The sequence below is a fragment of the Pseudomonas sp. p1(2021b) genome, assembly GCF_020151015.1.
GTDB lineage: Bacteria > Pseudomonadota > Gammaproteobacteria > Pseudomonadales > Pseudomonadaceae > Aquipseudomonas > Aquipseudomonas putida_K.
The window spans coordinates 3,640,705-3,654,076 of the sequence record NZ_CP083746.1 but is presented as its reverse complement, the minus strand read 5'-3'; the positions used below and the strand labels follow the sequence as shown (position 1 = coordinate 3,654,076).

The window sequence follows — 13,372 nt, the reverse complement described above, 5'->3', positions numbered from 1 at the left end:
GGGCAGGGTAGGGTGGATCAACTTTCAAAAAAATTGAATAATTATGAGCAAGTTGTTCTGTTTTGGAGAAGGTAATGGAGTTCAGCCAACTGCGCATCTTCCAGGCCGTCGCGCAAGAGGGGTCGGTGACCCGGGCCGCCGAACGCTTGCATCGGGTGCCGTCGAACCTGTCGACCCGCTTGCGCCAGCTGGAGGAGCAGTTGGGTGTGGAGTTGTTCCTGCGTGAGCGCCAGCGCCTGCAGCTGTCGCCGGCGGGCAAGGTGCTGCTTGACTACGCCAATCGCCTGTCCGCCCTGCGTGACGAGGCCATGGCCGCAGTGCAGGGCGGCCAGCCGGCCGGCGATTTCACCCTCGGCACCATGTACAGCACCGCGGCGATTCATTTGCCGACCTTGCTCGCCCGCTATCACCAGGCCTACCCGGCGGTGAACCTGCAGGTGCGGGCGGCGCCCAGCGGTGAATTGCTCGAAGGGCTGCTGGCGCATCGCCTGGACGCTGCCCTGGTCGATGGCCCGCCGAGCCTGGCCGGGCTGGATGGCGTGCCGTTGTGCGAGGAGGTTCTGGTGCTGATCACGCGGCCCGAGCATACCCCGGTGCATAGCGCCCGGGATGTTGCCGGCAAGGCGGTGTTCACCTTCCGCCAGGGCTGCTCCTATCGCATGCGCCTGGAGGCCTGGTATGCCCATGACCATACGCCCATGGGCCGGGTCATGGAGGTCGAGTCGTACCAGAGCATGCTGGCCTGTGTGATCGCCGGGGCCGGGGTGGCACTGATGGCGCAGTCCATGCTCGACAGCCTGCCTGGGCGCGATCAGGTTCGTGCCCACCGCCTGCAGGCACCCTTCGACCATGCGGTCACCTGGCTGATGTGGCGCCAGGGCATGTGCGGCGCCAATCTGCAGGCCTGGATCGACGTGCAACAAGGGGAAACAATTGACCGACCGTCGGCAGGCGGCGTTTGCGCTTGATCCGCGTCAAACTCGCCCTTATCTGTAGGAACAGAAGCATGCGTAATACAGGACATGGGACTATGATCTGTATGAAGCATCGCAGGAATGAATCGCCGTGAGGCTGACCCGTGAAGGGGGCATTTATGAATAATCGAATGTACAACTGGCTCCACGACCTCGCCGTCGCCCTGGGCTTGCTCCCACCTCCGCTGCAGCCGGTGCCGATCCCTACCGACGAAGAGCAGCGCAAGCGCCAACCGCGCCGCCGCTGAAACGAAAAGGCCGCCGCATCCGACGATGCAGCGGCCTTTTCAGTCATGGCGGCTTTTCACGCCTGCCCAAGGTTCAGGCCAGGTTGACGGCCCCCACCGGGCGGCGCGACAGCAGGCTGACCACCACGAAGCTCACCAGGCCGACCGCCAGGCTGTAGTAGATCGGGGTGTTGGCATCCAGACCGTCCTTGAACATGAAGAACAGTGCAGTGGCAAAGCCCAGCGACATGCTGGAGATCGCCCCGGCGGTGGTGGCGCGCTTCCAGAAGATCGCCCCGATCAGCGGGATCAGCATGCCGCCCACCAGCAGGTTGTAGGCCAGGGTCAGGGCGCTGATCACATCGTTCACCGCCAGGGCGATGCCCAACACCACCAAGCCAGTCAGCAGGGTGAACAGGCGGTTGACGCCCAGGCTCGATTGCTTGCCGCCACGCAGCTTGGGCAGCAGGTCCTCGGTCAGGGTGGTCGATGCAGCCAGCAGGCCGGCGCTGGCGGTGGACATCATCGCAGCCAGGGCTGCGGCCATCAGCAGGCCACGGATGCCCTCGGGCAGTTGGCCCTTGATCATCTCGGCGAACGCGTTGTTCGGGTTGGCCAGGTCCGGCATCAGCACATGGGCGGCCATGCCGATCAGGGCGCAGGCCAGGCCGTACAGTACGCAGTAGATGCCTGCGGTGGTACCGGCGCGCTGGCAGACCTTCTCGTCACGGGCGGTGAACACCCGCTGCCAGATGTCCTGACCGATCAGGATGCCGAAGAAGTAGATCAGGAAGTAGGTGATGATGGTATCCCAGCCGATGGTGGTCCAGCTGAAGCTGGCCGCCGGCAGCTTGGCCACCAGTGCGTCCCAGCCACCGGCCTTGTACAGGCACACCGGCAGCAGGATGAACATCAGGCCCACGGTCTTGATGATGAACTGGACGATGTCGGTCAGGGTCAGCGACCACATACCGCCGATGGTCGAGTACACCACCACCACGCCACCGCCGAACAGCAGGGCCATCCAGAACGGCACATCGAGCAACACCTGCAGCACCGTCCCCATGGCCAGGGTCGAGGTGACCGCGATCATCAGCGCATAGGCGAGCATGATCGCCGCACTGGCCTGGCGTGCCATCGGGTTGTAGCGGCGTTCCAGTACCTGGGTGACGGTGAAGATCTTCAGGCGCAGCAGCGGCTTGGCGAGGAACAGGTTCAGCGCAATGATGCCCAGGCCCAGTGCGGCGCACAGCCAGAAGCCGGAAATCCCGTGGACATAGCCCAGGCGCACGGTACCGACGGTGGAGGCACCGCCCAGTACGGTGGTGGCCATGGTGCCCATGTACAGGGTCGGGCCGAGGTTGCGCCCGGCTACCAGGTAGTCTTCGTGGGTCTTCGCACGCCGCATGCCATACCAGCCGAGGCCGAGCATGCCGGCGGCATAGATCAGTACAACGATGATGTCCAAGGCCATTGGGGGTCTCCCGATTATCTTTATTATGGCGAGATCGACCAGTCAGGCGACTCACGGCGCCCGGCGGTCCTGTCTTGTGTTGGCGGGCCTCTATGGCCCTCCCTCATGGCTCCTGCCGGGGTCAAGCAGTTGCTCGTGTCGTGCTAGCCGTAGGCGCGGCGCAAGGCCGCGCCTGCAGGTCAGCGGCGCACGACGCCTGGCAGCACGCAGAGCATCTCGAACAGCAGGTTGGCGCCCAGCAGCGAGGTGTTGCCGGTGGTGTCGTAGGGCGGCGAGACCTCGACCAGGTCGCAGCCGATCAGGTCCAGGCCGTGGCAGCCACGGATGATCTCCATCGCCTGGATAGTGGTCAGGCCGCCGATCTCGGGGGTACCGGTGCCCGGTGCCCAGGCCGGGTCGATGCCGTCGATATCGAACGACAGGTACACCGGGCCGCCACCGACCTTCTCGCGTACTTCGGCCATCAGCGGTTCCAGCGACTTGTGCCAGCACTCCTCGGCCTGTACCACACGGAAGCCCTGGCGACGGCTCCAGTTGAAATCGTCGGCGGTATAGCCCTGGGCGCGCAGGCCGATCTGCACTACGCGGTCGCAGTCGAGCAGGCCTTCTTCCACGGCACGGCGGAAGGTGGTGCCGTGGGCGATCTTCTCGCCGAACATATGATCGTTGACGTCGGCGTGGGCGTCGATATGCACCAGGCCGATCTTGCCGTGCTTCTTGTGCAGTGCGCGCAGGATCGGCAGGGTGATGGTGTGGTCGCCCCCGAGGGTCAGGGGGATGATGTTGTGCTCGAGGATTTCATCGTAGGCCTCTTCGATGATGCGCACGGCGTCGAGCAGGTTGAAGGTGTTGATGGCCACGTCACCGATGTCGGCTACTGACAGCGAGTCGAATGGCGCGGCACCGGTGGCCATGTTGTACGGGCGGATCATCACCGACTCGGCACGGATCTGCCGCGGACCGAAGCGGGTACCCGAGCGCAGCGAGGTACCGATGTCCAGCGGTACGCCGATGAACGCGGCGTCCAGGCCTTCGGCGCTTTGCAGGTGGGGAAGACGGAGCATGGTGGCGATGCCGCCGAAACGCGGCATTTCGTTGCCGCCCAGTGGTTGGTGGAGAATCTTTTCCACGGTGGGCCTCATCAGTCGGTCGATTGTTCTGTTTGTTCGAACCTGTGCCGCCGCGTGCCTGGCTGGCAGGGTGGCGCCGGCGGGCAGGGACATTGCGACCAAGTCTGCGCAAGGTAGTGGGCCGGAGGAATCGCTACACGCAAATACTTACTTCAGGAATTTCTAAACTAATGCTCGGCAGCGGGTTAGACTCTGCCGATCTCCACCCTGCGGAACCGCTGCACCATGGCCTCTTCACTGCCCGACCTGAAACTGTTGCGTATCTTCGTCAGCGTGGTCCGCCACCAGGGCTTCGCCAATGCCCAGCGTGAGCTGAACCTCTCCACGTCGGCCATCAGCACCTACATGAGCCAGCTGGAAAGTGCCCTGGGTATCGTCCTGTGCCACCGTGGCCGGGGGGGCTTCAGCCTGACCAGCAAGGGCGAGCTGTTCCACCAGGAGACCCTGCGCCTGCTGGCCGAGCTCGATGGTTTCGAACAGTATGCCGCGGCCCTCAAGGGCGAATTGCGCGGGACCCTCAACCTGGGGGTGATCGACTCCACGGTCGGTGACCGGGCCCTGCCGCTGGCCGAGGCCATCGGAGCCTACAGCCAGGAGCATCCGGCGGTGCACCTGCACCTGTCGGTGTCCAGCCCCTACGAGCTGCAACTGGGCGTGCAGGACAATCGCCTGGACCTGGCCATCGGCGCCTTCTCCTCGCGCATGAGCGGCCTGGTGTACCAGCCGCTCTACCGTGAGCAGCACTGGCTATACTGCAGCAATCGGCATCCGCTGTTTGGCGAGCGTCGGGTCCCTGAAGAGGTGATCACCCAACAGCGCATGGTCGGGCGGGGCTACTGGAGCCAGGCAGAGCTGGCCCGGCATGGGTTCAAGCACAGTGCCGCAACGGTGGAAAGCATGGAGGCGCAATTGATCCTGATTCTTTCCGGCGCCTACATCGGCTATCTCCCCGAGCACTATGCCCAGGCCTGGGTCGACAAGGGCGACCTGCGGGTGCTGTCGCCTGCCACCTTTGGCTACCAGGCACCGTTCTCCATGATCATTCGCCGTGGCAGGAGCCGGGAACCGTTGATCCAAACCTTCCGCGACCTGCTCAAGTCGCAGCTCAACGTCAGCTGAGAAGGGTCGCTTTCAGAACATTGCGTCAGGCTGTGTAAATTTTCGTCCAAGGCACGCGACTGGAGTGATGGCACTCTGCTAAATATCTATTTGCTTTGATGAAATTTCTCATCATCTACATGATGCAAGGATCGCCCCGATGCGCATGAACTTGCCTGTCACCGAGCACGAAAGAACCTTCCCCGACGACCAGCGGCTGATCTCCACCACCGACCTGAACAGCCGCATCACCTATTGCAATGATGCGTTCGTGGCGATCAGCGGTTTCACCTATGAGGAGCTGGTGGGCCAGCCGCACAACCTGGTTCGTCACCCAGACATGCCGCCTTCGGTGTTCGGTCATATGTGGGAAACCATCAAGCAGGGCAAGCCCTGGATGGGGGTGGTCAAGAACCGCGCCAAGAATGGGGATTTCTATTGGGTCAGTGCCTACGTCACGGCCATCTACGAGAATGGCCGTATCAGCGGCTACGAGTCGGTGCGTTCGGTGCCCAGCCGCGACCAGATCCGCCGCGCCGAGGCGCTCTATGCGCGCTTGCGCGGTAATCGCTCTGCCGTGCCCTTGGCCGCACGCCTGGGGCATGGGCTGCAGCATGGTCTGCCCTTGGTCGGTGCCGGCCTGGTATCGGCCGCCGGCTATCTCTGGCTGCCGCAATATGCGGCGCTGGGTGTGCTGATGGCGAGCATGCTCGGTGCCTGGTACTGGATCGAGCATCGGCAGAACCAGGCCATCCGCCGTACTTTGGCCGAGCACCCCAAGGCGTTCACCAGCCCGCTGGTGGCACTGACCTACAGCGACAACCCGGGCCTGCAGGGGCAACTGGACCTGGCCATCATCAGCGAGGAGGCGCGCTTGCAGACCGCCTTGACCCGATTGGTGGATGCAGGGGTGGGGGTCAAGTCCCGGGCGGCGCAATCGGCAGGCCTGTCTGACGCCCAGGCGCAGATGCTCGATCGTCAGCGCAGCGAGACCGACCAGTCGGCCACGGCAATCGCGCAGATGGCCGCGACCATCCAGCAAGTCACCCACAATGTGCAGAGCACCGCCCATGCCGCCAGCGACGCCGACCAACTGGCCCAGCAGGGCAGCGATCTGGCGCAGCAGAGCCTCAAGGCCATGGGCAGCATGAGCGATGCGGTCAACGATATCGGCCAGGCGGTCAATGCCTTGGCCGAGCAGACCCAGTCAATCGGCAGCGTGGTGGATGTGATCACCTCCATCGCTGAGCAGACCAACCTGCTGGCGCTCAACGCCGCGATCGAGGCGGCGCGGGCGGGTGAGCAGGGGCGAGGCTTCGCGGTGGTGGCCGATGAGGTGCGTTCGCTGGCCCAGCGTACCCGCGCGTCCACCGAGGAGATTCACCAAATCATCGCTTCGCTGCGCTCGGGAGCCGAGCGCGCGGTGAGCACGGCCAACCGTGGCGAGCAGATTTCCCGCGACAGCGTGCAGAGTGTCGAGGCGGTGCAGCAGGCATTGTCGGGCATCGTCCAGGCGGTCAGCCGCATCACCGGGATGAGCCAGCAGATGGCGACGGCTTCCGAGCAACAGAGCCATGTCGCCGAAGACATCAACCAGCAGATCGTGCGTATCGCGCACCTGTGCGACGAGAGCGCGGGGCAGGCCAAGCAGGGCGCAGAGATCAGCCAGGACCTGGAGCGCATGGCCGAGTACCTGCACAGCCTGGCGGAGCGCTTCAACCGCTGACATTGTGCCTACCCCACAAGGATGTGGGGGCTTTGCCCGTGTGCTGTGGCACACTGCGCAGGGTAAGGAGAAGCCTATGTCCAGACCCCGTTGCGAGCGCTGCCTGCGTCCGCTTGACCATTGCCTTTGCTCATTGATTCCCAGCCTCGACAGCCGTACCCAGGTGATCGTGCTGCAGCATCCGAGCGAGACTTCGCATGCCTTGAACACCGCGCGCTTGGCGGCCCTTGGGCTGGTCAATGCGGAGTTGCGGGTGGGTGAGGTGTTCGATGACCTCGAGCGGTTGCTGGCGACGCCTGGATATCGGCCGGTGGTGTTGTTTCCGGGGGACGAGGCTGGGGTGTTGCGGGCCTACGCGGGTGATGACGAACTGCCTTTGATGCTGATCGTGCCTGATGGTACCTGGCGCAAGGCGCGCAAGCTGCTGTACCTGAATCCGTCGTTGGCGGCGTTGCCGCGGGTGACGCTCGGGGAAGTGCGGGTATCGCGCTATCGGTTGCGCAAGGCGCCGGGGGAGGGGGCTTTATCGACGGTCGAAGCTGTGGTGGAGGCGTTGAATGTTCTGGAGTCGCCATTGTGCTTCGATGAAGTGTTGAAGCCGTTCGATGCATTGATCGAGGGGCAGATCAGGGCCATGGGGCGGGAGACGTTTGAGCGCAATCATCAGTAGGTTGCTGGTTGCTGGTTGCTGGTTGCTGGTTGCTGGTTGCTGGTTGCTGGTTGATTGCTGATTGGTTGGTTTTCGGTTTGGCGATAAAGCCATTTGCTTTATCGACGCTGAGTCACCTTTCCGCCCTTACGGCGGGTTACTTTGGTCTTGGCCAAAGTAACCAAAGCCGCGCGCCCCTGCATCCGGCCCCGGCGCTGTGCGCCGGGGTTCCCTCGTTCCGGCATCGCTCCGGTGGGGCGCGGCGAAGGGCCATCCATGGCCCTGCGCCGCTTGCCGGGCATCCATGCCCGGCACCCACCTGCGCAATACCTCCACTCGGCCTCCTGACGGGGCGCAAGTTACGGGTGGCGCCTGGGCTGGCGTTGTTTTTTCAATGGGATTGGCCGCGGGCTCACGGGCCAATCGCGGGCCAAGCGGACCGCCGCACCGCCGCTCCTACAGGCCTTGTCAAATCAATGAGTTATGCGTTGTTCTATGAGAGCGGGCTTGCCCCGCGATTCGGCCAGAACAGCCAACCAATCAGCATGATTTTTCGCCGCTGTCGCCGCCACCGCTTCCGCTCTTTTCTACACGATAGCCCAGGCGCCGCCAAACGCGACGTCAGGAGGCCGAGCATAGGCATTACGGAGGTGGGTGCCGGGCATGGATGCCCGGCAAGCGGCGTAGGGCCATGGATGGCCCTTCGCCGCGCCCCACCGGGAGTAATGCCGGAGCGAGGGAACCCCGGAGCGCAGCGCAGGGGCCGGATGCAGGAGCCAGCGGTTTTTGCCTACTTTTGCCCAAGACCCTCCATGTCAGGATAGTTGTCGCCCGTCTCAATAGATGGAGGGCGTAGGACTGTCTCATGAAACAACGACGTTATACCGCTGAGGAGAAAGCCTGGGCGTTGCAGCAAATGTCGGCACCTATCAACCGTACGGTCGTAGAGTTGGCTAAGCAAACAGGCATTACTGCTGTCACACTTCGGGTTTGGCGCAATGAGGCCAAGACCCAGGGAGCACAGATGGCAGGAACAGGTAAACGCAACGGGCGCTGGAGCAGCGCTGACAAGTTCAGAGCAGTGCTTCAGACAGCCGCGATGAGTGAAGCGGAGATCTCGGAATACTGCCGTAGTGCAGGTATCTTGCCGGCGGATCTGGTGCTGTGGCGTGTAGCTTGTGAGCAGGCTAATACTCCGACCCAGCAAGAGCCCGTCAAAGATATCGCATCGGTCAAACGGATCGAGCAATTGGAGCGTGAGTTACGGCGTAAAGAAGCGGCTTTGGCAGAAACGGCAGCGTTGTTGGTACTGCGAAAAAAGGCCGATGCGATCTGGGGCAAGGACGAGGACGAATGACCAGTGCTGCAGATCGCACAGCAGCCCTTCAGTTGATTGACGCCGCAGTAAGAGCAGGCGCTCGTCAAAGTGCAGCCTGTGAGGAGTTGGGGCTCACTGAGCGAACTGTGCAACGGTGGCGCCATCAACCTGAGGATGGGCGGCCTGGAGCGGCCCGTCCTGAACCAGCCAACAAGCTCAGCGAGTGCGAACGCTTGGCCATTTTGGAAGCAGCCAATCGCCCTGATTGTGCCGACCTCACACCGCATGAAATCGTGCCGAAGTTAGCAGATGAAGGCCTCTACCTAGCCTCGGAATCGACCTTTTACCGAGTGCTCAAGTCAGCGGGCCAAGCACACAGACGTGGGCGGAGTCGAAGACCACAAGCCAGACCGCTCACGACCCATAGGGCGAGTGGGCCCAATCAGGTTTGGTGTTGGGACATCACTTGGTTACCGAGTACGGTCAAAGGCCGTTTTTTCTATTGGTATATGGTCAAAGATATCTACAGTCGCAAGCTGGTCATGAATGAAGTACACGAAGCAGAAAGTGCTGAGCATGCCAGTATCCTGCTGGAGCGTGCCTGCTTACGTGAAGGGATTCGCCCGGATACATTGGTGCTTCATTCAGACAATGGCAGCGCGATGAAAGGCGCGACGATGCTCGCCGCGCTGCGTAACCTTGGTGTTCTGCCATCCTTCAGTCGCCCACGGGTCAGTAATGACAACGCCTATGCCGAGGCGCTATTTCGCACGGCTAAATACTGCTCACGGTGGCCCAGCTTGCCTTTTGGGTCGCTCGATGAAGCTCGTATGTGGGTAATGCAGTTTGCTGCCTGGTACAACAATGAACACCGTCATAGCGCGCTCAAATACGTCACCCCTTCGCAGCGACATCAAGGTCAAGATGGCGCGTCACTTAGGCAGCGTGAACAGTTATACGAAGCAGCGCGGCGTCAGAATCCAGGACGATGGGTTCGAGAAGTCCGTAACTGGAAATTGCCTAACCATGTGTACCTGAATCGCGAGCGAGATCCAGAGCAAAAGCGAACCGGCTAAACCAGACACGACAACTACCTTGACGCGCACCGAAGAGCAAAAGTAGGTCGCCGTAAAGGCGAAAAGCGCCAGTGGCGCCACCACCCAAAACGAATGTTGTCACGATCTAAAAGCCCAAGCCCAAGCCCCCTCACCGTTCCCGAAGCGCCTCCGTCCGCGCCTTGAGCACCGGCTTCAACAAATAATCCAACACACTCTTCTGCCCCGTGATGATATCCACCGTCGCCACCATCCCCGGAATGATCAACAAAGGCTTCTTGTCCCCGCCAAGGTGGTTCTTCTCGGTCCTCACCTGGATCAGGTAGAACGCATTGCCCTTGTCATCGGTCACCGTATCCGCGCCGATCAATTCGAGCGTGCCCTTGAGCCCTCCATAGATCGTGTAGTCGTACGCCGTAACCTTGACCATCGCCGTCTGTCCCGGATGCAGGAACGCCACATCCTGCGGGCGGACTTTGGCCTCGATCAGCAGGTTGTCCTCGATCGGCACGATCTCCACCAGGTCGCTGCCCGGCTGGACCACCCCACCGATGGTATTGACCTTCAGCAATTTGACGATCCCACGCACCGGCGACACCACCGTGGTACGGTTCACCCGATCATCGATGGCGATGCTGGAAGCCGTGATCTTCGACAACTCCGTCCGCTTGTCGTTGAGTTCCTTGGCCGCCTCGGAGCGGAAGGTCGCGTCGGACTCCTGGATCTTGCTCTTGATCTCCGCCACTGCCGCCTCCGCCCGCGGTATCGCCAGGCTGGTCGCGTTGAGCTGGCCGCGCGCTTCCACCGTGCGCTGTTTCAGGCGCAGGATCTCCACCGGCGAAATCGCCCCGGTGCCCACCAGCGGCGTCGACATGTTCAGCTCCTGCTGCAACAGCCCCAAAGCCGAACGATACTGCTCGACCTTGGAGCGGAACTCGGCCAGTTCCTGGGTCTTCTGCCGCAGTTGCTCGTTCAGGGTCTGTTTCTCGCTGGCCAGGCGACGCTGGCGCGATTCGTACAAGGCGACCTCGTCTTCGGCCACTTGCGGGGCCTTGGCGCGGACTTCGTCCGACAGCGCCAGCGGGTGCCCCTCGGCTTCGGCCGACAAGCGTTCGACCTGCGCGGTCAGGGCGTAGCGATCGGCCTCGCTCTCACCCTTGTTGGACAGGAACCGCGTATCGTCCAGGCGCAGCAGCGTCGCGCCCTTGTCGACCATCTGCCCCTCGCGCACGAAGATCTCGGTGACGATGCCGCCTTCCAGGTTCTGCACCACCTGCACCTTGCTCGAGGGAATGGCCTTGCCTTCGCCCACCGTGACTTCGTCGATCACCGCGAACTTGGCCCAGGCCAAGGCCACCAGCAGCAACACGGCGGCCAGCCACACCGTCAGGCGAGACAGGCGCGGGGCGTCCTGCAAGGTCGCGCCGGCCAGTTCCGGCATGTAGTCGCGCTCGGCGCTCTTGCCGGCGCTCTGGGTGTAGCTGCGTACACTGTGCCCGATTGCCATGGGAGCCTCCTAGAGCGCTGCGCCGATGCGGCCCTTGCGCAGGGCGTCTATGACCGCATCCTTCGGCCCGTCGGCAACGATCTTGCCGTTGTCCAGCACCAGCAGGCGGTCCACCAGGCTGAGCATGGACGTGCGGTGGGTGACCAACAGCACGGTCTTGCCTGGCACCCAGGCCAGCAGGCGTTGGCGCAGTTGCTCTTCGCTGCTGTTGTCCATGTGGCTGGTGGGCTCGTCGAGGATCAGGATCGGCGGCTCCAGCAGCAAGGCGCGGGCCAGCAGCACGGCCTGGCGCTGGCCGCCGGAAAGCAGCTGGCCGCGTTCGCCGACCGGGCGGTCGAAGCCCATCGGGTGCAGGCGCGCCAGCTCGCTGACGCCGGTCAGTTCGGCCACCTCCAGCATGCGCGCATCGCTCACGTGACGTGCGCCGAGGGTGAGGTTGTCGCGCAGGCTGCCCGCCAAGAGCGGCAGGTCGTGGGCCACATAGCCCATCTGGCTGCGCAGGTCGGCGATGTCCAGCTGGCGCAGGTCCAGGTTGTCGAGCAACACCTGGCCTTCGTCCGGCTGGTGAAAGCCCATCAGCAGGCGGGCAAGGGTGCTCTTGCCCGAGCCGCTGCGGCCGATGATGCCGATGCGCTCGCCTGGCTGGATGCTCAGCCGCACGTCCTGCAGGGCCAGGGCGCTCTGCCCTGGGTAGCGGAAGTTGACATGGTTGAACGCCAGGCCACCCTGCAGGGTGGTGTGTGCCAGCGCCTGGTGCTCGGCCTGGCGTTCCTGGGGCAGGGCCATCAGCGCATCGGTGCTGCGCATGGTCAGCTGGGCCTGTTGATAGCGAGTGATCAGCCCGGCGATCTGGCCCAGGGGCGCCAGCACGCGGCTGCCGAGCATGTAGCTGGCGACCAGGGCCCCGACGCTGAGGTTGCCGGCGATGATGCTGTAGACCCCGGCGACGATGGTGGCCATGCCGCAGAATTGCTGGATGAACAGCGTACCGTTGCTGGCCAGGGACGACAGGTTGCGGGCATGGACGTCGAGGCGGGCGATGGCGCCGTTGGTGTGTTCCCACTGGTATTGACGCTCGCTCTCGGCACCGCAGGCCTTGAGGGTTTCAAGCCCCCCCAGGGTCTCGATCAGCAGGGCCTGGCGTACCGAGCCCAGGCTCAGGCTTTTCTGCACCGTGTCGCGCAGGCGCGCCTGGATGAGCAGGGCGAAGCCCACGGCGAGCGGGAAGGCCACCAGTGGGATCAGCACCAGCCAGCCGCCGATCAGGCCGATCACCAGCAGCATCAGCACCACGAACGGCAGGTCGATGATGCTGGTCAGGGTCACCGCGGTGAGGAATTCACGCAGGCCCTGGAAGTCATGGATGCTCTGGGCGAAGCCGCCGATGGTGGCTGGCCGCGCTTTCATGGCCATGCCGGTGATGCGTTCGAAGAGGGTCGCCGAGAGGATCAGGTCGGTCTTCTTGCCGGCCTGGTCCAGCAGGTGGGCACGCACCATGCGCAGCACCAGTTCGAACGCGGTACCGACGAACAACCCGCCCACCAGGACCCAGAGGGTGGAAAGGGCCTGGTTGGGCACCACCCGGTCGTAAGTCTGCATGACGAACAGCGGCACCATCAGCCCCAACAGGTTGATCAGCAGACTCGCCAGCAGGGCGTCGCCGTATAGCCAGCGTGAATGCCTGAGCGTGTCGCGAAACCAGGCATCGACCCGCGGCATGAGCGGCGTGCGCAGGTTTTCCAGGGTATGCCGTGGGCGGGCGAACAGCGCCTGGCCGGCATAGGCGTGTTCCAGCGCGTCACGTTCGACCCATTGTTCACCGCCATCGGCCTCGCAGGGCAACAGCAATGCCCGGCCATCCTCGCCCCAGCGCTGCAATACCGTGCTGCGGCCGTCATTCAACAGCAGCAGCACCGGCAGGTTGAGCGCTGAAATGGCGGCCAGGTCGCGCTGCAGCACCCTGGCCTGCAAGCCCGCGCGCGCGGCGGCGCGGGGCAACAGCGCCAGGGGCAGGCGCTGGTCGGCCAGGGGCAGGCCGCTGCACAGGCCGGCACGGCTGGCCGGGCAGCCATGCAACCTGCACAGGATCAGCAGGCCATCGAGCAACGGATCATCAACATCCAGGCGCGGTTGCGCGCTTTGCATACTGGTCACGATGGCCTACTCCTGCCACAGGGGGAGGAATCCGTTCCGGACGAACAGCCTGGCGCGTGC

The 13,372-nt window shown here is 63.4% G+C and carries 9 protein-coding genes and 2 pseudogenes; 7 read left to right on the top strand and 4 right to left on the bottom strand.

From position 1 onward, the window contains the following. Positions 1 to 74 precede the first annotated feature (74 nt). Positions 75 to 968: a putrescine utilization regulator PtrR gene (gene ptrR / locus K8374_RS16880; RefSeq protein WP_224456471.1), complete on the top strand. Its 894-nt coding sequence runs from the start codon at positions 75 to 77 to the stop codon at positions 966 to 968. A gap of 125 nt (positions 969 to 1,093) precedes the next feature. Next, a complete protein-coding gene (locus K8374_RS26250) occupies positions 1,094 to 1,222 on the top strand; it encodes a PA1414 family protein (RefSeq protein WP_256543834.1) in 129 nt (42 codons plus the stop codon). 73 nt (positions 1,223 to 1,295) lie between these two features. Here the strand turns inward: K8374_RS26250 and K8374_RS16875 are convergent, their stop codons facing one another. Then, positions 1,296 to 2,675 carry a sodium:solute symporter gene (locus K8374_RS16875; protein ID WP_224456470.1) on the bottom strand — a complete coding sequence of 460 codons (1,380 nt, stop codon included), beginning with the start codon at positions 2,673 to 2,675 and terminating at the stop codon, positions 1,296 to 1,298. A gap of 179 nt (positions 2,676 to 2,854) precedes the next feature. Next, positions 2,855 to 3,805 (bottom strand): agmatinase, encoded by a 951-nt coding sequence (gene speB, locus K8374_RS16870; protein ID WP_043209365.1) that lies wholly within the window; start codon positions 3,803 to 3,805, stop codon positions 2,855 to 2,857. A gap of 225 nt (positions 3,806 to 4,030) precedes the next feature. Between speB and K8374_RS16865 the strand changes: the two genes are divergently transcribed. From K8374_RS16865 to K8374_RS16850, 5 genes and pseudogenes are all read left to right on the top strand, one after another. Beyond that, positions 4,031 to 4,924 (top strand): LysR family transcriptional regulator, encoded by an 894-nt coding sequence (locus tag K8374_RS16865; protein WP_224456469.1) that lies wholly within the window; start codon positions 4,031 to 4,033, stop codon positions 4,922 to 4,924. 139 nt (positions 4,925 to 5,063) lie between these two features. Then, a pseudogene (locus K8374_RS26500) lies at positions 5,064 to 5,345 on the top strand (PAS domain-containing protein); the annotation flags it as partial. Positions 5,346 to 5,648: 303 nt separating this feature from the next. Next, a pseudogene (locus K8374_RS26495) lies at positions 5,649 to 6,629 on the top strand (methyl-accepting chemotaxis protein); the annotation flags it as partial. Between the two features lie 76 nt (positions 6,630 to 6,705). Continuing rightward, positions 6,706 to 7,299 (top strand): tRNA-uridine aminocarboxypropyltransferase, encoded by a 594-nt coding sequence (locus K8374_RS16855; protein ID WP_224456467.1) that lies wholly within the window; start codon positions 6,706 to 6,708, stop codon positions 7,297 to 7,299. An 895-nt stretch (positions 7,300 to 8,194) separates the two neighbouring features. Beyond that, positions 8,195 to 9,672 (top strand): IS3 family transposase gene (locus K8374_RS16850; protein ID WP_411969648.1). Its coding sequence is split into 2 segments (ribosomal slippage): positions 8,195 to 8,600 and positions 8,600 to 9,672, totalling 1,479 coding nucleotides; the frame shifts between segments, so codons are not numbered across the junction. Between the two features lie 130 nt (positions 9,673 to 9,802). Here the strand turns inward: K8374_RS16850 and K8374_RS16845 are convergent. Continuing rightward, positions 9,803 to 11,158 carry an HlyD family type I secretion periplasmic adaptor subunit gene (locus K8374_RS16845; RefSeq protein ID WP_224456465.1) on the bottom strand — a complete coding sequence of 452 codons (1,356 nt, stop codon included), beginning with the start codon at positions 11,156 to 11,158 and terminating at the stop codon, positions 9,803 to 9,805. A gap of 9 nt (positions 11,159 to 11,167) precedes the next feature. Beyond that, entirely contained in the window at positions 11,168 to 13,303 is a 2,136-nt protein-coding gene (locus K8374_RS16840) for a type I secretion system permease/ATPase (RefSeq protein WP_224459342.1), read from the bottom strand. Positions 13,304 to 13,372 lie beyond the last annotated feature (69 nt).

Bases quoted from the DNA above. Each gene is read 5' to 3' on its own strand.
- ptrR (WP_224456471.1), top strand. From the start codon at position 75: ATGGAGTTCAGCCAACTGCGCATCTTCCAGGCCGTCGCGCAAGAGGGG.
- K8374_RS26250 (WP_256543834.1), top strand. From the start codon at position 1,094: ATGAATAATCGAATGTACAACTGGCTCCACGACCTCGCCGTCGCCCTG.
- K8374_RS16875 (WP_224456470.1), bottom strand. From the start codon at position 2,675: ATGGCCTTGGACATCATCGTTGTACTGATCTATGCCGCCGGCATGCTC.
- K8374_RS16865 (WP_224456469.1), top strand. From the start codon at position 4,031: ATGGCCTCTTCACTGCCCGACCTGAAACTGTTGCGTATCTTCGTCAGC.
- K8374_RS16855 (WP_224456467.1), top strand. From the start codon at position 6,706: ATGTCCAGACCCCGTTGCGAGCGCTGCCTGCGTCCGCTTGACCATTGC.
- K8374_RS16845 (WP_224456465.1), bottom strand. From the start codon at position 11,158: ATGGCAATCGGGCACAGTGTACGCAGCTACACCCAGAGCGCCGGCAAG.
- K8374_RS16840 (WP_224459342.1), bottom strand. From the start codon at position 13,303: ATGCAAAGCGCGCAACCGCGCCTGGATGTTGATGATCCGTTGCTCGAT.